The organism is Pelistega europaea, from assembly GCF_013133775.1.
In the GTDB taxonomy this organism is placed as follows: domain Bacteria; phylum Pseudomonadota; class Gammaproteobacteria; order Burkholderiales; family Burkholderiaceae_B; genus Taylorella; species Taylorella europaea.
This window is the reverse complement of sequence record NZ_JABGBO010000005.1, coordinates 117,241-139,595: the sequence shown is the minus strand read 5'-3', so window position 1 is coordinate 139,595 and position 22,355 is coordinate 117,241. Positions and strand designations below refer to the sequence as shown.

At 40.7% G+C, this 22,355-nt stretch carries 16 protein-coding genes; 14 read left to right on the top strand and 2 right to left on the bottom strand.

Annotated elements, in window-relative coordinates; genetic code table 11:
- Nucleotides 1-299 precede the first annotated feature (299 nt).
- On the top strand, nucleotides 300-1,247 hold the full coding sequence (locus HKX40_RS05955; protein ID WP_171588653.1) for an FAD:protein FMN transferase: 948 nt from the start codon (nucleotides 300-302) through the stop codon (nucleotides 1,245-1,247).
- Nucleotides 1,248-1,670: 423 nt separating this feature from the next.
- On the top strand, nucleotides 1,671-6,920 hold the full coding sequence (locus HKX40_RS05950; protein ID WP_171588652.1) for an autotransporter outer membrane beta-barrel domain-containing protein: 5,250 nt from the start codon (nucleotides 1,671-1,673) through the stop codon (nucleotides 6,918-6,920).
- 254 nt (nucleotides 6,921-7,174) lie between these two features.
- Here HKX40_RS05950 and HKX40_RS05945 read toward each other — a convergent pair whose 3' ends face one another.
- Nucleotides 7,175-8,653, bottom strand: a complete 1,479-nt coding sequence (locus HKX40_RS05945) for a catalase (protein ID WP_171588651.1) — start codon at nucleotides 8,651-8,653, stop codon at nucleotides 7,175-7,177.
- 244 nt (nucleotides 8,654-8,897) lie between these two features.
- On the opposite strand from HKX40_RS05945, the gene tadA reads away from it, so the two are divergent.
- The 4 genes from tadA (at nucleotide 8,898) to HKX40_RS05925 (ending at nucleotide 12,999) form a co-directional block, all read left to right on the top strand.
- Complete coding sequence (gene tadA, locus HKX40_RS05940; RefSeq protein WP_171588650.1) at nucleotides 8,898-9,401, top strand: tRNA adenosine(34) deaminase TadA; 504 nt, start codon at nucleotides 8,898-8,900, stop codon at nucleotides 9,399-9,401.
- Nucleotides 9,373-10,497: an LD-carboxypeptidase gene (locus HKX40_RS05935; RefSeq protein WP_171588649.1), complete on the top strand. Its 1,125-nt coding sequence runs from the start codon at nucleotides 9,373-9,375 to the stop codon at nucleotides 10,495-10,497. The genes tadA and HKX40_RS05935 overlap by 29 nt, the downstream gene beginning before the upstream one ends.
- A gap of 144 nt (nucleotides 10,498-10,641) precedes the next feature.
- On the top strand, nucleotides 10,642-12,240 hold the full coding sequence (locus tag HKX40_RS05930) for an ABC-F family ATPase (protein WP_171588720.1): 1,599 nt from the start codon (nucleotides 10,642-10,644) through the stop codon (nucleotides 12,238-12,240).
- Between the two features lie 171 nt (nucleotides 12,241-12,411).
- A complete protein-coding gene (locus HKX40_RS05925; protein ID WP_171588648.1) occupies nucleotides 12,412-12,999 on the top strand; it encodes a YigZ family protein in 588 nt (195 codons plus the stop codon).
- A 3-nt stretch (nucleotides 13,000-13,002) separates the two neighbouring features.
- Here HKX40_RS05925 and cuyB read toward each other — a convergent pair whose 3' ends face one another.
- Nucleotides 13,003-13,692 carry a cysteate racemase gene (gene cuyB, locus HKX40_RS05920; RefSeq protein WP_171588647.1) on the bottom strand — a complete coding sequence of 230 codons (690 nt, stop codon included), beginning with the start codon at nucleotides 13,690-13,692 and terminating at the stop codon, nucleotides 13,003-13,005.
- Between the two features lie 286 nt (nucleotides 13,693-13,978).
- Between cuyB and alr the strand changes: the two genes are divergently transcribed.
- The 8 genes from alr to HKX40_RS05880 all read left to right on the top strand — a co-directional run bounded on the left by alr (nucleotide 13,979) and on the right by HKX40_RS05880 (nucleotide 22,297).
- Nucleotides 13,979-15,193, top strand: a complete 1,215-nt coding sequence (alr, locus tag HKX40_RS05915) for an alanine racemase (protein ID WP_171588646.1) — start codon at nucleotides 13,979-13,981, stop codon at nucleotides 15,191-15,193.
- A 74-nt stretch (nucleotides 15,194-15,267) separates the two neighbouring features.
- Entirely contained in the window at nucleotides 15,268-16,626 is a 1,359-nt protein-coding gene (gene radA / locus HKX40_RS05910) for a DNA repair protein RadA (protein WP_171588645.1), read from the top strand.
- 210 nt (nucleotides 16,627-16,836) lie between these two features.
- Nucleotides 16,837-17,256: a group II truncated hemoglobin gene (locus tag HKX40_RS05905; protein ID WP_171588644.1), complete on the top strand. Its 420-nt coding sequence runs from the start codon at nucleotides 16,837-16,839 to the stop codon at nucleotides 17,254-17,256.
- 79 nt (nucleotides 17,257-17,335) lie between these two features.
- Nucleotides 17,336-18,157 carry a 3-deoxy-D-manno-octulosonic acid kinase gene (locus HKX40_RS05900; RefSeq protein ID WP_171588643.1) on the top strand — a complete coding sequence of 274 codons (822 nt, stop codon included), beginning with the start codon at nucleotides 17,336-17,338 and terminating at the stop codon, nucleotides 18,155-18,157.
- A 163-nt stretch (nucleotides 18,158-18,320) separates the two neighbouring features.
- Nucleotides 18,321-19,424, top strand: coding sequence for a polyamine ABC transporter substrate-binding protein (locus HKX40_RS05895; protein WP_171588642.1), 1,104 nt, complete (start codon nucleotides 18,321-18,323; stop codon nucleotides 19,422-19,424).
- Nucleotides 19,425-19,458: 34 nt separating this feature from the next.
- The gene (locus HKX40_RS05890; protein ID WP_171588641.1) at nucleotides 19,459-20,583 is read left to right on the top strand and encodes an ABC transporter ATP-binding protein; all 1,125 of its coding nucleotides are present in this window, start codon (nucleotides 19,459-19,461) and stop codon (nucleotides 20,581-20,583) included.
- Nucleotides 20,580-21,500, top strand: coding sequence for an ABC transporter permease subunit (locus HKX40_RS05885; RefSeq protein WP_171588640.1), 921 nt, complete (start codon nucleotides 20,580-20,582; stop codon nucleotides 21,498-21,500). Before HKX40_RS05890 ends, HKX40_RS05885 begins: the two co-directional genes overlap by 4 nt.
- Nucleotides 21,497-22,297, top strand: coding sequence for an ABC transporter permease subunit (locus HKX40_RS05880; protein WP_216605183.1), 801 nt, complete (start codon nucleotides 21,497-21,499; stop codon nucleotides 22,295-22,297). Before HKX40_RS05885 ends, HKX40_RS05880 begins: the two co-directional genes overlap by 4 nt.
- The last annotated feature ends 58 nt before the right edge of the window (nucleotides 22,298-22,355 follow it).

Genomic DNA, 22,355 nt, shown 5'->3' with positions numbered 1-22,355 from the left:
TGCAGGCAAAGTGTAACAAAGTCAGCCTAGGGTTTTCCCTAGTAATACTACTCTAAGTAGGGGTATTGGACTGAAAAAGTATTTTTGCTCCATATTGAAGCAAAAAAGCCTCAAAATAAAGCAAAAAGAAGTGAAGATAACGATTTTAAAGGCTTATTAGTCGAAAAAATATATGGAATAAATACACGATTTGCTCAAGGTTTTTTTGAAATATCCAAAATTGGCTCATAGAAGAAACGCATTGAAATAAGCTATTTAGATTATAATAAGAATCATTATCAAATAAAAGGAAAAAAATAATGGTTTATCTAACAGGCGAAACAATGGGTTCATCATGGAATGTGCATATTGCGCAAGAGGTAGCGCAAGTGGCAAAAGAGAGGATACAGTCAATGATAGAAATGGTATTAGAGGAAGTTAATCAGCAAATGTCACCCTTTATACCACAATCAGAGATTTCCTTATTTAATGATAATCCTAGCACAGCGCCTATTGCACTTAGTCCTGCCATGTATTATGTGGTGCGACAGGCATTAACTCTGTGTGAGCAGACAGATGGGGTCTATGATATTACAGTAGAGCCATTGGTGAATATTTGGGGATTTGGGGCAAAAGAGGTTAAATCACATCCAGATGATGCCCAAGTTGCGGATACCCTGCGTTATGTTAATTATCGTTATTTATCTTTGACAGAGGAGGGGTTACGCAAAGAATACCCACAAACCCGTATTGATTTATGCTCTATTGCCAAAGGCTATGGCGTGGACAAAGTAGCTGAAGTATTAGAAAAAGAGGGTATTCATCATTATTTGGTCGAAATTGGGGGAGAGTTGCGATTATCTGGTAGTCGTTACGACCAGGCATGGCGTGTAGGGGTTGAGCGTCCGCAGTGGGGAGGAGGGGTTTATGAGCATATGCTGACTTTTAAAGAGGTGACTATAGGAGTGGCAACGTCAGGTAATTATCGCAATTATTTTAAAGATAAAGAGAAAGTTGCCTCACACGAAATTAATACGCAGACGGGTTATACCAAAGTATCAGAAATTCTTTCTGTCACGGTATTAGCAGAAAATTGTATGCTTGCTGATGGTTATGCAACGGCATTGTTTTTATTAGGAGAAAAAGCTATTGAATTTGCTGAAAAACAACAAATAGCTGCTTTGTTTATTGTGAACGACGATAGCCATGAAAAAGGCTATGCTTTAAGAATTAGTTCTGCTTTTGCTCGGTTCATCAATGCTAAATAATTTAAAATTATATAGATATTTCAACTGGTTATAAAAATTAATAGGGGGAAAATTTTATCCCCTTTTTTTATGAATAAAATTTATTTTGAGATATGAATAATCATACATTATAAAAAATATTCTTAAATTATTTTTTAAATGATAATAATGATAATGATTATCATTTACAAAAATAAGGTTTTCTGATATGCTCCACGACCAGAATCTAGGTAATTAATTTCTCAGTGAAACTGTTTTAGGACAGTGACAATGAAACAATACACAGGGAAGAGGAAATTAGTTGCTTATTTTCATCCATAAGGGCAAAAAATTTGTATTTCTATCAATAGTTAGCTTAGGAGTACCTTAATCAAGAGAGAGGGAATTGGCACTATGGAAATACCATTTTTTGTGCGTGATTGATATTCTTTTTTAGGGTGAAATATGGGAAAACAGCATTTCCAGTTAAAGGCAACAGCATTGGCTATCTTGACATCACTAAGTTGTTCGGCTTATGCAGACCATCCAGTTTACAATACGCAAGATTTATATGTACAGGATAGAGACATTCCTTATGCGTTGGTAAAAGATTACTTGACTGTGACAAGTCTGGCGGAAATCACTGACCCAAGCGACGAATATAGTGGTTTATTTGTAGGGGTGCATAATCGTACAGGTAATCCTGTGAGGATTAACTGGTATGGCGATATGGATGGGCTGACAGCACAGAAGGGGGCGATTAATAATGGGCGGATTTATGGACGACTGTTTATTAATGCGATTAAATCTGGTAATACTTATAACACCTTGGAGGGAGTAGAGTTAAAAGATTATCGCAGTAGTATCGCACCTGATGGTCAGGCCAATGGTATTGATGCTTATGGCTGGGTGCCTGTAAGTAATGAAAACGATATGACGTTTGCTCTGGACAAAATAGAAAATACAGGCGTAGTGTCTGGATTTGCTCAACTGCAAACGGGTGCAGGCACTCACCGCAGTTTGGTGGTAGTCAATGCCTCTGCGAATGGCGTCTCGCTATATGGGTCTGGTGATTATGGTAAATATATCATTGGTGCTGATGGGAGCGAAGTTGCTGTAGATGCGGCGACAGGTGGTTCTCGTAGTGCTCGTTCTGTACGTTCAGCAAATGAGGCCTCAGTCACAGGGGTGGATGGGGTTGGTGTTATCCCAGCATCACTTACATCGGATGATAAAAATTTCTATGGCAAAAATATCCGTGTTGCTTTAGATAAACTCGAAAATAGTGGTCTTATCCAAGGTAAAGTAGTAGCACAAGGAAGTAAAGTGCTTGATATTGATCATGATGAGGCACAAGATTATGCAATGATCAGTTGGGCATCGGGTAATGGGGTTTCTTTACGTACAAACCTAATTACGCAGGATAGGCGTACGTATTCTTATGAGAAAATTAATGAAGCAAAGTTAGGCAACGTCAATAATAATGTAGGCGGTAGAATAGTCGGGGATGCCTTATTGCGTTCAGTTGATGTGAAAAATGATGGTTCGACTAACTATACACGATCTTATGATACTGGAAACGGTATTAGTGTTGCAGCACGTACGCTAAGATTTGCAAAAGATCAAACTTTTGCAGAGATTGGTAATGTGAATAATCAAGGGAATATTAAAGGGCAGTTGGTTCAAATCTCTGGAGATAATCAGTCTCGTGCATTACATAACTATTCGCAATCACAAGCTTATAATGCAGGTAATGGTATTGGTTTATCTTTAGAGGCAACACAAAATGTTCTTGGACCTGTTGATGAATATGGTTTTAGGGATGAGCCTGGCGTTCGCCTATCTATGGGAAATATAGATAATAAAGGTAGAATTGACGGTTTTGCTGATTTAATGGCTGGCAGTGGCTATGGCGTTATTAATGTTGAAGCTATGGGAGTTGGCAATGGTATTTCAGTTTCTTTAAAAGCAGGAGCAGCCCAAGATTATTCAATGAAAGTGGGCAATATCAACAATGATGGTGTGATTTCTGGATACTTAAAAGCCCAAGCAGGCATGGGTGGTGGTGGAAAAGAAGACGCTGTTTTAGCTAACAAAAATCTTCCTTTAAAGGAAGTGGAGCTAATCATCACCGATGATTCAAACTGGAATCAAAATTATCGAGTAAATCAGGCTCCACCAGCACCCGAAGAGGCAGTAAGTTGTATTCGATATGCAAGTATTAAACATAGTAATTGCATACAGATTAACGCCATCTCAGACATTAAAGGTAGCGGTAATGGTGTATCCATTTATACGGGACGAGCTAGTGACGAACTGACTTTAGGTGACGTGAATAATCGTGGGGTAATGAGTGGATATAGCGAAATATACCACGGGTTCTCGGATGGTGAATATCGTCGAGTAGACTTTTTAGGAACAGGGGTAGGTTTGTTTGTAGATCAACCCGTGTCTTCTAGCATCAATAACCAAGGGATTATTTCAGGTACTCATGCCGCGTTACTAGCCAAAGGTTCTATTAATGATGCTTATAACGTAAGTGAACCTAGTTATCAGTCTGCATTTACAGGTACGATTAATAACTATGGTTTAATGGCAGGTCAGCTTATAGCAGGAAATTATAATGGTGGACGTACGGATGCAGATGCAAAGCATCAGACTTACTTATATTTCAATGCTGATAAAGATCCTGTTAATAATATGGGAACATATGTTTATTTAGGAAAACGTGCGGTGATGAGTCAGCGTGTAGAGAGTGCTAATACAGCTTCGGCTCGAAATGATTTTATGAATCCTGAAAGCTCCACTAAATTAAGTGAATTAGCGGAGGATATGAAAAGTCTAAATGAACATTACAAAAGAAATGATGGGAAGATTCTAAGTACGTATAGGGATTTTGCGGTTAGCGATATTAAGAAAGTTGAAAAAGCCTATGGTAGTGTGAGTAATACATTAACTGATGATCAGCGTATTGATTTATATTTCAAATTAAATGAAGCGCTTACTGATACTAAGACAGCGGATACTTTTAAGTTAAGTTATGAAGATGAATGGCTTCCTAAAGCGAAATGGCGTGATGAATCTAATAGAACTGAGATTTTAGCTCAGAAAAACAAACTAATAAATCAACAACAAGCACTTGCAGGACTTATCCAGTCATTAAATGGAGATAGTGGCTTTAAAGTTATTTATAACCAGTATCTTGCATTTTATAACGAGCAAATTAAACAACTTAATGAAAAGCTGATTAAGTTAAACAACCATCTTAAGGATGTGTACCATGTTGATATGCCCGTCGTTGCATCAGAAGATGGCGTTGTTGAATTACCTAATACTAGTTCTTCTACTGATGCTTTAGCCTCTGCTCCATACGGTGTAGTTGACCGTATTGAGTCAGCCGAGAATAGTACTCAAACGATTGGTGGTGTAGAGTATAAGATTATCAATGCACCTATTAGTGGTCGAGACAGTAGCTATACTGCAGTGGATAATACGATTGATCACACTATTATCAATGGTGTAGGGGTAGCGAATGGAGCGTTAGTTGCCAATAAGGATTTGACGCTTACTAATAGTATCGTCAATGGCTTTGTGACTGCCTTAAATATTCAAGGTAATACGACTGTTAGATTGGAAAATACCATCCTTAATGCAAATGGCTTTGCCGTCAAAGTACTTAAAGATGATGGCAGTGTAGAAACTAGAAAATCGCATGCTGTATTAGGAGATGATGCAAATAATGTGCTTTACATCGGACAAAATTCTATCATTAATGGTGATATTGATTTAAGAGCGGGTAATGATAAAGTTGTTATCGGTGATGAATCAGTTCGCATTAATGTGACCGACCATACCTTAGATTTAGGTGAGGGTGAAGATGAGTTGGTGCTAGGAGAAAATGTCACCGCACCTACAGCAGCCCCCCTTGTGGTGGACTATACAGTGGCTGGTGTAGAAAGATTACTCGTTAATCAACCTAGCCGTATTATGGCGAATAGGATGGAATTGCCGTCTTATATGGAATTACATAACAAGCTGGTCTATCAAGCACCTAATAATGATGCGATTTCCTTGCATAATGATGATAGAGAGCAACCTGTAGTGAGCTTAGCTGGTAAGACTTTAAAAGTTGGTATTCGCTCTCCAGAGGCCTATGGGGCATTAGTGGTGGAAAATGCTAACCTTAACGTGTCCGAAGCAAAACTAGTTATTGATTCGTCTTTATTGGATAAAGCAACCGCTGAAAAAGAAGCATGGGTGATTAATGATATTGTAAGTGTTAAAAGCACTATTTACCAATGCGGTGATGACGCATTTGTAGGGCAAAATTGTGACGGTTATGACCGTAATGACGGCATTGCTGATAGTTATGCGTTACAGGGTAAATTCGCTAGTATAGAAGATAATAGCGCATTGTTTACTTTTGAAGAATACCATGCGGGTAAAGATAAAGATGGCAATTCTTTGGAAGAGGGTAATGGCAATAATCTTAAGTCGTTGAATATGCGAGTGAAGAGAGCGGTGAGTGTAGAGGAAGCTGTTAATTCCGACGAGGGAAGTAATAGTACATCAGCAAATCCAGTCTCTAATGAAGCAAATCCCACACCTAATGTGAGCAGTCCATCTAATGAAAGTATAGCAGTTGCCCATTTGGTTGATGATGTGATTGATAGAGCCTTGGTAGGTGATAATTCAGCTGTTGAGCTTGCTAAAGATTTTGGCAAGTTGCCTAGTCTTACTCTGGTTCGTACGGCTGCAACTCAAATTGCTCCTGTACTTTACGCTAATACAGGTAATATGCTGATAGAGGCAAGCCGTTTAATTGCAGATAACATACCAACAGGTTTTGTTGCATTGGATGAGAAAGATTCTCACCGTGATACCCACGTATGGGGCCGCTATATCGGGGCTTGGGGTAAAACCAAGGCTGATAGTGGTAACCATGGCTACTTAGGCTTGTCTAGTTATAAAACTCATCATAATGGTTTTGTGCTTGGTGCAACAAAATACTTTGATAAAGGGCATATCGGTGCATCAGTTGCCTATTTATCAAGTAAAGCTCGTACAACAGAAGCCGTGCTTGATGAGAAACTTACTTCCAACACATGGCAAGCTGGACTCTATGGGGAGTGGTTGTTTACACCAAAAATGGCACTTGAAGGACAGCTTGGCTATGGGCATAGTTCGTTGAAAGGCACTCGTTATCAATCAGTATTAGGTGTCTCTAATGAGGGCAAATACCATGCAGATATTGCTTATGCTTCATTAGGGTTACGTTACTACATGGGTGATGATAAATACCGAGTCAGTCCATTTGTTCGTGCAAATTATCATCTAGTGAAGATGCATAGTTTTAGTGAGAAAGGTGGTTCTACTCGTTTAGATGTACGTAAGCAAAACTTTGATTCACTCTTGTTGCAAGCGGGTGTGGACGGTGATTTCCGTTTAGGAGATCGCTGGAAACTTGGTGGTACTCTTGCTGTAGGGGTAGAAACATTGGATAAAAAACCAAAACTTAAAGCCGGTTTTACTGTGCTTCCGGGTGAAACAATGCCCGTCTATGGTATAGAGCGTCCTAGCGTGATTGGTACGGCTGGCGTACGTGCTGAGTTTGCTCCTACAAATAATAGCGCTGTAACCTTACGCTACAACACCCACTTTGGTAAGCGCTATATCGACCAACAAGTACAGTTGAATCTACGTGTAGTGTTTTAATTGATTTGTTGTATGTATCGCTGGGTAGAGGGCAGAAGTAGCCCTTTTACCCTCTTTAAAAGAGTGAAATTTGTAAATGAGCAGGGGATAGGAGAGTAATCTTCTATCCCTATTTTCCTAAATTTAACAATAACTACCGACATCTCTCTGCTAGTGTCTTGCAGTCATAGTAAAGATATGCTTTGCAGTGCATGCCTTATATCCTCGCCGTAAACGACGAGGTTCTACGGCACGGTCTGATAAATATCTTAAATTTAATTTTTCAGTGCCTCAATGGCTTTTCTTACACCCTCACCATATTCAGGGTCACATTTCATGCAGTTATTGATATGACGCTCTTTAATGAAATCAGGAACATCACCCATTGCACGAGCAGTATTTTCAAATAAGGTTTGGCGTTGTTCTGCACTCATGAGCTTAAACAATGCACGAGGCTGAGAGAAATAGTCATTGTCGTCCTCACGGAAATCCCAGTGAGCAGCATCACCCGAGATTTTTAGTGGAGGCTCTTTGTATTGAGGCTGTTCTTGCCATTGCCCAAAACTGTTGGGTTCATAGTGTAAGGTACTGCCATAGTTGCCATCGACACGACCTTGACCATCTCGATGATTGCTGTGAACAGGGCAGCGGGCGCGATTGACTGGAATTTGATGATAATTTACTCCTAAACGATAACGTTGAGCGTCTGCATAGTTAAATAAACGAGCTTGTAACATACGGTCTGGTGAGACGCTAATACCAGGAACCAGATTACTTGGTGCAAAAGCCGATTGCTCTACATCCATGAAGAAGTTTTCAGGGTTACGATTGAGTTCAAACTCACCGACTTCAATAAGAGGATAGTCTGCTTTGGGCCATACTTTGGTTAAATCAAAGGGGTGATAAGGTACTTTTTCTGCATCTTCTTCAGGCATGATTTGGACATACATTGTCCATTTGGGATAATCGCCACGTTCAATAGCTTCGTATAAATCACGCTGATGACTTTCACGGTCTTTGCCGATTAATGCCTCTGCTTCTGCATCGGTAAGATTTTTGATGCCTTGCTGGGTATGAAAGTGGAATTTCACCCAGAAGCGTTCATTATTGGCATTAATAAAGCTATAAGTATGAGAGCCATACCCATGCATATGGCGGTAGCTAGCAGGAATGCCACGATCAGACATCACAATAGTGACTTGGTGGAGTGCTTCGGGTAATAATGTCCAGAAATCCCAGTTATAAGTTGCACTGCGTAGGTTGGTGCGGGGGTCGCGTTTAACTGCCTTGTTTAAATCAGGGAATTTACGCGGATCACGAATAAAAAAGACCGGGGTATTGTTCCCAACTAAGTCCCAGTTACCTTCCTCTGTATAGAATTTAAGGGCAAAGCCACGAATATCACGCTCTGCATCAGCTGCACCACGCTCACCTGCGACGGTAGTAAAGCGAGCAAACATTTCTGTTTTTTTACCCACTTCGCTAAAAATCTTGGCACGAGTGTATTTAGTAATGTCATTGGTGACAGTAAAGGTACCGAAAGCACCAGACCCTTTAGCGTGCATACGGCGTTCAGGAATTACTTCTCGAACGAAGTTGGCAAGTTTTTCGTTTAGCCATAGATCTTGAGCGAGTAGAGGGCCTCGTGGACCAGCAGTAAGGCTGTTTTGATTATCCACAACAGGGGCACCAAAAGCAGTGGTTAAGTGGGTGACAGGGCATTGTGCAGGGATATTTTTTGAAGAATCACTCATAGCATTTCCTTTGTTAAAAACTATTGCAAATAGAATTCTATAGTTTATTACTATGATAGTAAAATTTTATTTTTAAATTGTTTTGATAGATTTTGGCTATTTGATGGGATAATCAAGGTTCATGTGTGTTTAAGTAATCACTGTGACAAAAATGTCCTATTGAGAGGTAAGTTATGTACAGTTGACTCGGATTTAGAGGTACTTTATGCTTAGCGAAATTAGAAATTTTTACTGCTAATCGAAAATGACCTTTATCCCTAACCGTCTCCAACATCTAGCTTATATGCAAGAAGCGCTGAAACAAGCTCAGCTTGCTTATGATTTGCAAGAAATCCCCGTCGGTGCTGTAGTAGTAGCGCCTGATGGAGAGATTATTGGCAGGGGGTATAACCGTACCATCATGGATAGTGATCCTACAGCACATGCAGAAGTGATGGCATTACGTATGGCAGCTCAACACTTAAACAACTATCGTCTGCCGCAGTGTCGTTTATATGTCACTTTAGAACCATGTCCTATGTGCCTAGGAGCCATTGTCCATGCTAGAATAAAGCAAGTTATTTTTGGGGCGAGCGATCCCAAGACGGGAGCTTGCGGTGGTGTTATTGCCATGCACGCTAATCCCTTATTAAATCACCAAACGACGATAAGTACAGGTGTTCTGAGTGAAGAATGTGCTGGGCTTCTGCGCCGTTTTTTTCAAGAACGTAGGAAAAGTAATGAGCACAAACCAAAGAAAAGCGGGTAACCACCAATTAGAACAACGAGTCAATGATGCGCAGATTCTATTTGATGAAGCAGATGATGTCCCTGTTGTCAAAGAGCCTTATGCAGAGAAACTGGGGCTTTATTTGATTTCTCCGTCGGGTGCAATCGCAGATCCTAAGCGTCTACCTATTGCACAGAAAAAGTTGTCCAGTCTAGGTTTTGACGTGCGAGTGGATAAGGCTGCTGCGGGTAAGTACTTGCGTTTTGCAGCAACAGATGAAGAGCGTGCTAAAGCCTTTTCACGAGCCGCTAAGGATGATGCTCCTATTGTTATGGCAACTCGTGGTGGTTATGGTATTAGTCGCATTTTGCCTTTGATTGACTGGAAATTATTGGAGAAAAATCCCAAGACTTATGTCGGTTATAGTGACTTTACCGCTTTTAATCTCGCTTTATTAGCCAAGACTGGATTGCCTAGTTTCACTGGTCCTAATGCCGTAGGTGATTTCAGTGCCAATAAGGTTGATGATTTAATTGCTGATATTTTTGTTGAAAGCATGCGTGGTGAGCTTGAGATATTAAGTTTTGAAACTCAAGATGCTGATGAGGTGGACACAGAGGGTGTTCTATGGGGGGGTAATTTAGCGATGCTAACCTCATTAGTAGGGACACCATATTTACCCAAAATTAAGAAAGGGATTTTATTCTTTGAGGATGTAAGTGAGCATCCTTATCGTATTGAGCGTCTGCTTACCCAACTTTTGCATGCTGGTATTTTAGACAAGCAAAAGGCAATTATTATCGGAGATATTACTGATTATGAGCTCAGTAAATCGGATAACGGCTTTAACATGGCAGAGGTGATTAAGTGGCTGCGTAGCCAGATTAAGGTGCCTGTTATCACTGGTTTACCCTATGGTCATGGTGAGATGCGTGTAACATTACCCATCGGTAAGAAAGTCGGTATTGCGACAGAGAAGGGTATGGCATATTTACTACTGGATAAGCATGATCATAACCATGCAGACCATTCTGAGCATGAAGGGCATGATGGGCATGATTGTATAGAGTGCTGCAAGAATCTTGTGAGTAAGAAACACAAAAAGTCAAAAAAGGGTAAAAAAGCAAAAAAATAAGTGACTCTTACCACTCCAGCACTTAAGTCTCTCAGATGCTTTTGCCACTGTGATGGTGTGCAACATTGACGCTTGGCGAAAGCATCACAAAGACTCTCTTTAATACGCTATAATGCCCCGTTGGTATTAAGAGAGGATAAAATTGTGATTTCAACGGCGAACTTGACCATTCAATTTGGCCCTAAGCCTTTATTTGAGAATGTTAGTGTAAAATTTGGCGGCGGCAATCGCTATGGCTTAATTGGAGCTAATGGCTCGGGTAAATCAACCTTTATGAAGATTATCGGTGGAGACCTAGAGCCTACTTCAGGCAATGTTTCCCTAGATCCTGGCATCCGCTTGGGTAAATTGCGTCAAGACCAATTTGCTTATGAAGAGGTTCGTGTACTAGATGTGGTGTTGATGGGGCACAAAGAAATGTGGGACGCTATGACTGCCCGTGATGCGATTTATGCGAATCCTGATGCCACCGATGAAGATTATATGCACGCTGCTGAACTAGAGGCCAAGTTTGCAGAATATGATGGTTACACGGCTGAAGCACGAGCAGGGGAGTTGTTGCTAGGATTGGAAATTCCAGTAGAACAGCATAATCTTTTAATGCGAGAAATTGCCCCAGGTTGGAAATTACGAGTGCTACTCGCTCAAGCCCTTTTTTCTAATCCTGATGTGCTATTGTTGGATGAGCCTACCAATAACTTGGATATTAATACTATTCGCTGGCTAGAAAATATCATCAATAGTTACCAAAGCACCATGATTATTATTAGTCATGACCGCCATTTTTTGAATGCAGTATGTACTCATATGGCGGATTTAGATTATGGTGAAATCCGTATTTATCCTGGAAACTATGATGACTATATGTTGGCTTCTGCACAGGCACGTGAACGTCTTATTGCAGATAATGCAAAGGCCAAAGAACGTATTTCAGAGTTGCAGGATTTTGTCCGTCGTTTTGCCGCCAACAAGTCTAAATCCCGTCAAGCAACTTCACGTTTAAAACAAATTGACCGCATTAAGTCTGAGCAAGTAGAAGTCAAACCTTCATCACGTCAGAATCCTTTTATTCGTTTTGAACAGAAAAAGGCCATGCACCGTCTTGCAGTGACTGCAGAGAAAGTGAGCAAATCCTATGACAAACCTGTAATTAAAGACTTTTCCGCTATGGTAGAAGCTGGTCAAAAGATAGCTATTATTGGTGCAAATGGGGTGGGTAAGACAACACTACTACGTCTATTTGCTCAAGATTTAGTGCCTGATAGCGGTAGTATGAAATGGTCAGACAATGCGGATATAGGCTATATGGCTCAAGATGTATCGGATGCTTTTGCACAGAGCAAAAACCTTTTTGATTGGATGGCAGATTATCGTCAAGAGGGTGATGAAGATCAGCAAATCCGCTCAGTACTAGGGCGTTTATTATTCTCAGCGGATGATATTGTGAAAGATGTCAAGGTTCTATCGGGGGGTGAAAAGAATCGTATGTTCTTTGGGCGTTTGATGTTAGGTCGCCATAATGTATTATTAATGGATGAGCCAACCAACCATTTGGATATGGAATCGATAGAGTCTTTACAGCTAGCTTTAGAAAAATATCAAGGTACTTTAATCTTTGTGTCTCATGACCGTGAGTTTGTCTCTGGACTGGCTACTCGTATTATTGAAATTATGCCGAGTGGGGAGTTAATTGACTATATGGGCAATTATGAAGAGTATCTTGCATCTCGAGGTATTGAGTAAGCATTCAATCCATTTTTACTACTAAAGTAGTGATGCTCTTTTGTTAAAGTAATTGGGCATTTTCATTAAAGTAGTGATGTACTTTTGTCTAAGTAATTAGGCATTTTCATTAAAGTAGTGATGTACTTTTGTCTAAGTAATTAGACTCTCTCCAAAGGAAATTAGATACCTGTGTTCCGTTTAGTTGCTCCTGTTTCGTTTGAAGAAACTATTAAAAAAAGCCTTTTTATTGCACATGCGGCTCCTGTCGCAAGTGCAGAAGAGGCATTAGTATTTTTCCAACAGCATCATCAGTCAGACGCTACGCATAATTGTTGGGCATTTAAGCTAGAACAAAGTTATCGTTTTAATGATGATGGAGAGCCAGGGGGGACTGCTGGACGTCCCATTTTACAGGCTATAGAGGGAAAAGAGCTGGTTAATACAGCAGTGCTTGTCATCCGCTATTATGGTGGTATTAAGCTAGGTACAGGAGGTTTGGTACGAGCTTATGGTGGCACAGCGGCAAAGTGCCTTGACCTTGGTGTCAAAGAGAAAATTATCCCCAAGACACAAATCATATGCTCAGCTTTGTTTTCAGAAATGGCGATGATTAAGTCTCGTTTATTGCAAGATGGCATCGGACTGATTGCCGAAGACTTTAATGAACAAGGTGTTGTTTGGACTTTAAGTATTCCCAAAGAGAGGGTGGGGGAGTTAGAGCAACTGTATGTCAATCTAACTCGAGGTAAAGGGAGTTGGGTTATGCTTGAAGCATAGAATTTACTGGTTATACCAATCAATCATCCTTTTTACTAAGATAAGTGTTGCATCAAGATAACGATGAGGTTCTTTTTTGGCTTCGTCGGCTAATAGGATAGGCACTTCTGTACAGCCTAAAATAATAGCATCAGCTCCTTTGGCAAACAGAGCATCTTTTTGAGCTTGCATCAAGGCTTTTGCTCTAGCACTATCGCCCCCTTTCAGAGCATAAATACTTTCCATAACGAGTGCTTGACTATCCTCGTCGGGTTGAATATAGTTAAGTCCGCGTTTCTCTAGTTCTTTTTTGTAAAGACCTGTAGCCAGTGTGGCATTGGTAGCAAGAATACCAATGTGTTTAAGCCCACTAGTCAGTGCAGCTTCTGCCGTTGTTTCAATCATACTTACGATAGGGACAGGGCAAGTAGACTGTAGGTCTTTGTGCCAGTAGTGTGCGGTATTGCACGCAATGACAATAGCTTGAGCTCCTCCCTGAACTAAACGATTGACATAGTCTTGCATGGCAGGCAAGGGTGATTCACCCCCCTCAAGAATACAAGTGCTACGGTCAGGAATGTCAGGAATAGAAGAAATTAATAGAGGGATATGTTCTTGATCTTTTGTGGCAGGCGTCAACTGAATAAATTTTTGGAACATATCTGCTGTTGCTGCAGGTCCCATACCGCCAAGAATACCAATAATTTTTTTCATGATAATGTGAATAAAGAAAAAAGACAAACATTGCACGAACTCTATACGAGCTTGGCAATGAGAACGACATCATAGCACTTCATAGGTGAAATGACTAGGGGTTATTCCTTATAGATATTCAGAGGCAGGTAATCCTGCGTCTGAAACGATATTTAATGTGGTGAAGTCATGTGGATTTAGGATTTCGTTTAAAACGATATTTAATGTGGTGAAGGCGTGTGGATTTAGGATTTTGTTTGAATAGATTTATAATAGGGGCATTTTTGTATTTTCGGAGATTTCCGTTATGCCTCGTCCTATACAAGCCGTGATTTCGACACAAGCCATGGCGCATAATTTAGCACAAGTACAAGAGAGAATTCGAACTTTGCAGTCTCAGATAGCTGCCTCTGTTGCTTCTCAAGAAAAAACACTTTCTTGTTTGCCAAGTGTCAAAGCATTTGCTGTTATCAAGGCAAATGCCTATGGTCATGGTACGTTAAATGCCCTCAAGGGGTTTGCTCAAGCAGATGGTTTGGGCATGATTGATATTGCGGATGCTGTTCTTTGTCGTGATAATGGCTGGACTAAACCAATACTGTTATTAGAAGGTTTTTTTCACGCAGAAGATATTGAGGTGCTGCAGCACTACCATATTACTACTGCTATTCATTCTCGTTATCAGCTTGAATTGCTACAACAAGCTAAATCAGTAGGCAAGCCCATTGATGTGATGATGAAATTTAACACAGGTATGAATCGCCTAGGTTTTAAATCTTATCAAGCACTAGACATATTGACGGATTTAAAACATTTACAAGTGCAAGGCATTGTTGGACGAATTGGTTGTATGAGTCATTTTGCCAATGCAGATTTAGATCAAGATTATGTGGTGCAAGCCGCTGAGGATATATTAGGTGTCAAGCATTTGTTCACAGATGGCCCCTTGAGTATTTGTAATTCTGCTGCCAGTGTACGTTATCCTCAATTAACCCTGCAGCATCATGAAAATTGGGTTCGTCCTGGTATTTGTCTATATGGTTCAGTACCTTTTGATACTACCCCTATTGCCTTGACAGCAGAGGGAAATATCACCGCAACTGCATCTGTTATTGATTTACCAGATGTCCAGTTTCAACCTACGATGACACTTATTGCCGATATTATTGCTGTGCAAGATATTAAGGCAGGGGATAGTGTAGGGTATGGGTCAACATTTACAGCGGATAAGCCGATGCGTGTTGCTGTTATTGCATGTGGTTATGCCGATGGTTATCCCCGTAGTGCGCCGTTTGGGACACCTGTTACCGTTGATGGTGTACCTGCTCATGTGGTAGGTAGAGTTTCTATGGATATGATGAATATTGATATTTCCCATATTCCTTCTGCAGGTATTGGTTCTAAAGTTGTCCTATGGGGGAAAGGTGGTCCTAGTATTGATGAGGTTGCAGATAAAGCGGGTCGCATTGGTTATGAGATGATGTGTAACTTGGCAAGACGAGTGCCACTCAAAGTGGTATAACAATAGGTGAAAGATGAGATAACGAGGTAAAACTACAGTTTACCTATGAGTCCAATAATGAATAGGAATTTTTAATGGCAAAAGCGAAAGTTAGCTTTGTATGTCAAGAATGTGGTGGTGTAAGCTCCAAATGGCAAGGTCAATGTCCTCATTGTCATAGTTGGAATACGTTGGTTGAGTTTGTTGAGAAACCTTCGGCTGCAAGTAATAATCGGTTTACTCATCTAGCACAGGCTGCTCCTGTGAAAGTGTTATCAGAGGTTGTCGCCGCAGAGATTCCTCGCATTCATACTGGGTTATCAGAATTGGATAGAGTATTGGGTGGTGGGTTGGTACCTGGTGGTGTCGTGCTTATCGGTGGTGATCCAGGGATTGGTAAGTCTACATTGCTTATTCAGGCACTTTCTTACCTTTCTAGTCAATATAAGGTGCTTTATGTAACAGGGGAAGAGTCCGCAGAGCAAGTAGCTTTGCGAGCCAATCGTTTAGAACTCAATACCACTCATGTAAAATTGCTAGCCGAAATTCAACTAGAGTCTATTCAGCAGGCATTACAGCAAGAGCAGCCTAAAATTGCGGTGATTGACTCTATTCAAACTCTTTTTTCTGGGGAATTGACAGCTGCCCCTGGCTCTGTTTCTCAAGTCAGAGAGTGTGCGGCTCAACTGACTCGCATAGCTAAGCAAAACGGTATTGCTATGGTTATGATTGGACATGTGACTAAAGATGGTACATTAGCTGGTCCACGAGTATTAGAACATATTGTAGATACCGTGTTATATTTTGAAGGCGAGAGTGACTCTACGCATCGTTTGATTAGAGCTTTTAAAAATCGGTTTGGTGCGGTTAATGAATTGGGTGTTTTTGCCATGACAGATAAGGGATTACGAGGTATTAGTAATCCATCAGCTATTTTTTTATCACAGCACAATGATGACATCGCTGGTTCTTGTGTTATGGCTACCCAAGAGGGTACCCGCCCTTTATTGGTAGAAATTCAAGCATTAGTAGATACTGCTCATGTGCCCAACCCTCGTCGTTTAAGCCTAGGGATTGATGGTAGTAGGTTGGCTATGTTATTGGCAGTATTAAATCGTCATGTTGGTGTTGCCACTTTTGATCAAGATGTCTTTATCAATGCGGTAGGTGGAGTGCGTATTACAGAGACAGCAGCCGATTTGCCTGTTTTGTTGGCTATCTTATCTTCATTAAGAGATAAACCTTTACCTAGAGGATTGTTTGCTTTTGGAGAGGTGGGGCTGGCTGGTGAAATTCGTCCAGCATCTAGAGGGCAGGAGCGTCTTAAAGAGGCTGCAAAATTAGGATTTAAAATTGCTATGATTCCTAAACACAATATCCCCCCCAAGAAAATAGAGGGGCTCACGGTTTGGCCTGTTTCTCGATTAGAAGATGTAATGGAGTATTTACGCTAGTATGGACGAAAGTTTGTTGTTTGTTCTGGCGACATATTAAAGTATTCAGTGCAGAGCTTGTCTTTAGTGCGTGTGAGCTGTGCAGTAAGTAAACAGTAGCACGAGTCCACTGAGGCGGGCTAATTATTGTTAGACACCGTAGGAATCTCTTTGTTTTAGCAAGGGGAGGGGGCAATAAAAGTAATTATCAATAGGCATTAAGGAAAAGATATGGTAAAGGCGACAATACAGACCCCCTCATTACAAGAGTTAGTGACTTATTATGACCGTTTAGGTGGTGAGCAAGGGGTAAGAAATTTAGTTGAACGGTTCTATGATTTAATGGATTTAGAGCCACGATTCAAAGAATTACGTGATACTCATGGAGCAACTCTGGAGCCTGCACGTATGAAACTGTTTTTGTTCCTCAGTGGTTGGTTGGGTGGTCCCGACTTATATGTAGAGCGATTCGGGCATCCTCGGTTACGGGCAAGACATATGCCTTTTTCTATTGGCACAGTTGAGCGAGACCAGTGGGTAGGGTGTATGGCACAAGCCTTGATGGACTTAGATGTAGAACAAGAGTTACAAGATAAATTATTAGCTGCTTTTTTTGATGTGGCAGATTGGATGCGAAATCGAGCCGATTAAATCCTTTGTTTAGATGAAACACAAGAGGCGAAATCGATCCTATTAAATCTTTGTTTAGATGAAACATAATGGAGGTGATGTGAGCGAGTTAGTTTATGTGGTAGCAAAAGATTCAGTTTTGCAGCTAAGCCAGAAGCAGACAATGAATGCAGATGAGTGCCCGCTTATTTGTTTTAAGGCCTCCATGGATAAACGTATCTTATGTGCAACGGAAGATTTATCGGCATTGTTGACAATAGAGTTTTTTGGTGAAGTGGTATCTCCCCCGAAATGCCCTCCCTATACAGAAGTCAAGGCAGTGCAAAAAGGGGGGCGCAATGCAGCGTGGTTTGTTGAACACCCTTTATTTTCTGGAGTGGTTCGGCAGTATCGTCGAGGTGGTTTGATTGGGAAATTCATTCGTTCGCATTATATCTGGCAAGGTGAAGAGCAAACTCGCTCATGGGAAGAGTTTAAGGTCTTGCATTATCTTTATGCTAAAGGCGTTCCGGTGGCAAAACCTATTGCGGCTGTCTACCAGCGGCATGGATGGTGGTATCAAGCGGCACTTATTACAGAAAAGATTCCAAATACGATGACTTTGGTTCAGGCTATTCAACATATAGGGGAGCAAAACCGTGAAAGTTTAGACGGTTTAGCAAAAGAGGTGGCTAAAGTCGTTATGACTATGCACCAGCACCGAGTAAATCATGTTGATCTTAATGCTTTCAATATTTTAATTGATATGGCTGCATCAAAGGTTTATCTCATTGATTTTGATAAAGCTAGACTGGAACAGCAGTTAGGGTCTTGGTGTCAGGATAATCTAAATCGTTTAAGGCGTCATTTATTAAAGACGCTCGGAGAGCAAGGTGGTGATTTTGCTCAACTTATTAATAAACACTATCATTGCACCGAATAAGGGATAATTGAGAAAAATGTTATAAAAAAGCTCCAAAGTGTTCTTTTTTTGCCATCATTAAAAAAATATTTTGTTATTAACAAAAAAAGTCTTAAATATTTATAAAAAAAGCCTTATTATTACCTTTCTAATTTTTTCAACACAGTACATAGAGGGTCATACAATGAAGCTAAACTTTCTAGGTAAACTTACGCTTGCTGCAAGCATTTTAGGTGCGACTTTTGCAACTGCAACTGCACAACAAAAAGTGGTGAATGTGTATAACTGGGCAGAATATACTGCAGAAGATACACTTCCTGGTTTTGAAAGAGAAACTGGTATCAAAGTTCGTTATGACACCTATGATACCAACGATATTTTACAAGCCAAATTATTAACAGGTAATTCTGGCTACGATGTGGTGGTGCCATCAACACACTATGCTGCCCGTCAGATTGAAGCAGGTCTTTTGCAAAAACTCGACAAATCCAAGATTCCTAACTGGAAGAATTTAGACCCTGCTATTATGGCTGTGGTAGCACAAGTTGATCCAGGTAATAACTACTTGATTCCATGGGGGTTTGGTACCAATGGATTAGGTTTTAATGTTACCAAGGTCAAAGAAATTTTCGGTGACAATGTGGATTTAACTAATTGGGATATGTTGTTTAAGCCAGAAAATGCAGAAAAGCTTAAACAATGCGGTATTTCTATCCTAGATGAGGCAGCACAAGTATTCCCAGCAGTATTGCACTATATCGGTAAAGATCCCAACAGCGAGAACCCAGATGATTACCGTGCAGCTTTAGAAGTATTGAAAAAAATCCGCCCTTATATTCGTCAATTCAGCTCATCTGGCTATATTGATGAGTTAGCATCAGGCGATTTATGCATGGTGTATGGCTTTAATGGTGATGTACTTATTGCAGCAGACCGTGCCAAAGAAGCGAAAAAACCTTTTGTGGTAGATTATTTTATTCCAAAAGGTGGTGCACCAGTATGGTTTGATACGATGGCTATTGCCAAGGGGGCCAAGAATGTTGATGAAGCACATGCATTTATCAACTATATCGAAGAACCCAAGGTGCATGCGGCTATTACCAATGAAATGTTCTATCCTAATGCAAACAAGGCAGCCCGTGAGTTTGTGAAACCGGAAATTGCCAATAACAAAATGCTTTATCCAGATGCAGATGTGGCCAAAACTCTTTTTGTGATTAAGCCACAATCACTCAAAATTTCTCGCTTACAAACACGTTTGTGGGCAGAGCTAAAATCTGGTAAGTAGTTTTTAACAGTATAGGAAGGAAAACAAAGGCATTATGGAAGAGAGTCGCTTTACGACCCAATCAGGAGATCCTGATGATTTAGTCCAACTAGTGGATGTGGTAAAGATTTTTGGCGAAACGGTAGCTGTAAAATCAGTCAATTTATCGGTTCGTCGTAATGAAATTTTTGCTTTATTGGGTAGTTCTGGGTCGGGTAAATCGACACTGCTACGTATGTTGGCAGGGTTCGAACAACCGACTTCAGGGCAGATTCTGTTGGATGGTGTAGATATATCTACTGTACCTCCATACAAACGCCCTGTGAACATGATGTTCCAATCCTATGCCTTGTTTCCTCATATGTCTGTAGAGGCCAATGTTGCTTTTGGTCTCAAACAAGAGGGGGTTGATAAGCAAGAAATTCATGACCGCGTTTTTGAGGCTTTGGATTTAGTGCAAATGGCGAGTTATGCTCGTCGTAAACCCTCTCAGTTATCAGGCGGTCAACAGCAGCGTGTTGCCCTAGCACGTAGTCTAGTAAAACGCCCTAAGCTATTATTGCTGGATGAGCCAATGTCCGCTTTGGATAAGCAAATCCGTCAAAAAACCCAAATCGAATTAGTTAAAATTTTGGATTCGGTAGGGGTGACTTGCATTATGGTGACGCATGATCAAGAAGAGGCCATGACGATGGCTCACCGTCTTGCTGTGATGACAGATGGTAGCATTGTACAGTCAGGCACTCCACATGATGTGTATACTTTCCCTAATTCACAGTTTGTAGCGAGCTTTATCGGTTCGACTAATATCTTCACAGGCACGATTGTTGTCGACGAGCCGGACCATGTGATTATTGAAAGTGATGAGCTGATGCGTCCTATGTATGTAAATCATGGTATTTCTGAGCCGTTGGGCATGGAAGTATTTGTGTCTATCCGTCCCGAACAAATTCGCGTATTACGTGAGCAACCTGAAGATGAAATTAATGTAGGTCACGGCATGGTAACGCACGTGGCATGGATGGGTTCCTACCTGCGTTATCAAATTCGTCTAGATGCAGGCAAAATTATCGAAGCTAGTGTACCCAACAATCGTATTGGTCAAGAGGAGCCTCCAGGTATAGATGATGAGGTCTATGTTACTTGGGGGCCTGATAGCGGAACGGTATTGCCATCATGATACATTTGTCTCAGTTGAAAAAAATCTTCAAAGTCGACACCGATAAAATGGCGATTGTGCCACCATTCGCTTGGCTCGTCTTGTTTTTATTGGTGCCGTTTTTTATTGTCCTTAAGATTAGCTTTGCGGAGTCTTCTTTTGGAGTGCCTCCATATACACCACTAGTAGAATTCAAGGATGAGGTCATTCGAATAGCTTTGCATCTTGAAGGCTATTTTATGATTGTTACCGACGGTTTGTTTGTACATGCCTACTTGAATTCACTCAAGATGGCTGCCATTACTACCGTCTTGTGTGTATTGATTGGCTATCCTATGGCTTACTATATTGCCCGATCAGCACCGCAAACTCGTAATTTATTGCTTTTAATGGTTGTATTGCCTTTCTGGACATCTTTGCTGTTGCGTGTATATGCTTGGGTAGGGATTCTTCGTAATGAGGGCTTATTAAATAATTTCTTAATGTGGATAGGTGTTATTGATAGTCCTATTGAAATTTATCGGACAGATATTGCAGTCTACATTGGCATGGTGTATACCTATTTACCGTTTTTTATTTTACCGTTATACACCAATTTGCTTAAACTAGATCAGCGTTTGCTAGATGCCGCCGCCGATTTAGGGGCAAAACCATTGAGTGTTTTTTGGTCTATCACTTTACCCTTATCTATGCCAGGAGTCATTGCTGGAGCAATGCTTGTCTTTATTCCTACTGTCGGTGAATATGTTATTCCTGAGTTATTAGGGGGTACTGATACCTATATGATTGGTCGGGTGATGTGGGATCAATACTTTACCGATGCCAACTGGCCAGTTGCTGCTGCTGTGGCTGTATGTATGATTTTGCTGTTATTGGTTCCATTGGTTATTTTCCAACGTAATGAAGCCAAACTAATGAAGGGGGGCAAAAAATCATGAGATCAAATACCACCTTTAAATGGATTGCTTTAGGCCTTGGTTTTGCTTTCTTGTATGTGCCTATTATTAGTTTGATTGTGTTCTCATTTAATGATTCTGCACTTTCCTCTTCTTGGTCAGGGTTCTCTTTACGCTGGTATCACAGTCTTTTTGAGGATCAGGCATTATTAAGTGCTGCTTGGCTATCGCTTAAAATTGCAGTGATGTCAGCAACAATGGCGGTAATCGTTGGCACATGGGCTGGATATGTATTAGCACGCAAAGGCCCATTTCGTGGATTTTCTCTCTATATTGGAATGCTAAATGCACCGCTGGTGATTCCTGATGTTATTTTGGGGATTTCTTTATTATTAATGATTATTGAAATTCGTAATCTAGTAGGATTTCCAGCAGAAAATGGCTCGTTTACCATTTGGATTGGGCATGTCACATTATGCGTTGCTTATGTGTCTGTGGTGGTGTCGTCACGTGTGCGCGAATTAGACCGCTCTTTAGAAGAGGCGGCATTAGACCTAGGAGCTACACCGATACGCGTATTTTTCTCTATTACCTTGCCATTGATTGCTCCTGCACTGGTATCTGCATGGTTGTTGGCATTTACACTATCGCTTGATGATGTGGTAATTGCATCATTCTTAAATGGCCCCGGATTTACCACCTTGCCGATTGAGGTGTTTTCGCGTGTACGCTTAGGAGTGAAGCCTGAGGTTAATGCGCTAGCAACAATATTTATCGTCTTAGTAGGTACGATTGTGATTGTGGCCAATCGTATCCAGCTTAAGAATAAATCCGTATAAAAGATTGGTGGGGGGTATACCCCCATCATTGTTTTAGTCGTAAAAATATTTGTTCAAA

Bases quoted from the DNA above. Each gene is read 5' to 3' on its own strand.
- HKX40_RS05955 (WP_171588653.1), top strand. From the start codon at position 300: ATGGTTTATCTAACAGGCGAAACAATGGGTTCATCATGGAATGTGCAT.
- HKX40_RS05950 (WP_171588652.1), top strand. From the start codon at position 1,671: ATGGGAAAACAGCATTTCCAGTTAAAGGCAACAGCATTGGCTATCTTG.
- HKX40_RS05945 (WP_171588651.1), bottom strand. From the start codon at position 8,653: ATGAGTGATTCTTCAAAAAATATCCCTGCACAATGCCCTGTCACCCAC.
- tadA (WP_171588650.1), top strand. From the start codon at position 8,898: ATGACCTTTATCCCTAACCGTCTCCAACATCTAGCTTATATGCAAGAA.
- HKX40_RS05935 (WP_171588649.1), top strand. From the start codon at position 9,373: ATGAGCACAAACCAAAGAAAAGCGGGTAACCACCAATTAGAACAACGA.
- cuyB (WP_171588647.1), bottom strand. From the start codon at position 13,692: ATGAAAAAAATTATTGGTATTCTTGGCGGTATGGGACCTGCAGCAACA.
- alr (WP_171588646.1), top strand. From the start codon at position 13,979: ATGCCTCGTCCTATACAAGCCGTGATTTCGACACAAGCCATGGCGCAT.
- radA (WP_171588645.1), top strand. From the start codon at position 15,268: ATGGCAAAAGCGAAAGTTAGCTTTGTATGTCAAGAATGTGGTGGTGTA.
- HKX40_RS05905 (WP_171588644.1), top strand. From the start codon at position 16,837: ATGGTAAAGGCGACAATACAGACCCCCTCATTACAAGAGTTAGTGACT.
- HKX40_RS05895 (WP_171588642.1), top strand. From the start codon at position 18,321: ATGAAGCTAAACTTTCTAGGTAAACTTACGCTTGCTGCAAGCATTTTA.
- HKX40_RS05890 (WP_171588641.1), top strand. From the start codon at position 19,459: ATGGAAGAGAGTCGCTTTACGACCCAATCAGGAGATCCTGATGATTTA.
- HKX40_RS05885 (WP_171588640.1), top strand. From the start codon at position 20,580: ATGATACATTTGTCTCAGTTGAAAAAAATCTTCAAAGTCGACACCGAT.
- HKX40_RS05880 (WP_216605183.1), top strand. From the start codon at position 21,497: ATGAGATCAAATACCACCTTTAAATGGATTGCTTTAGGCCTTGGTTTT.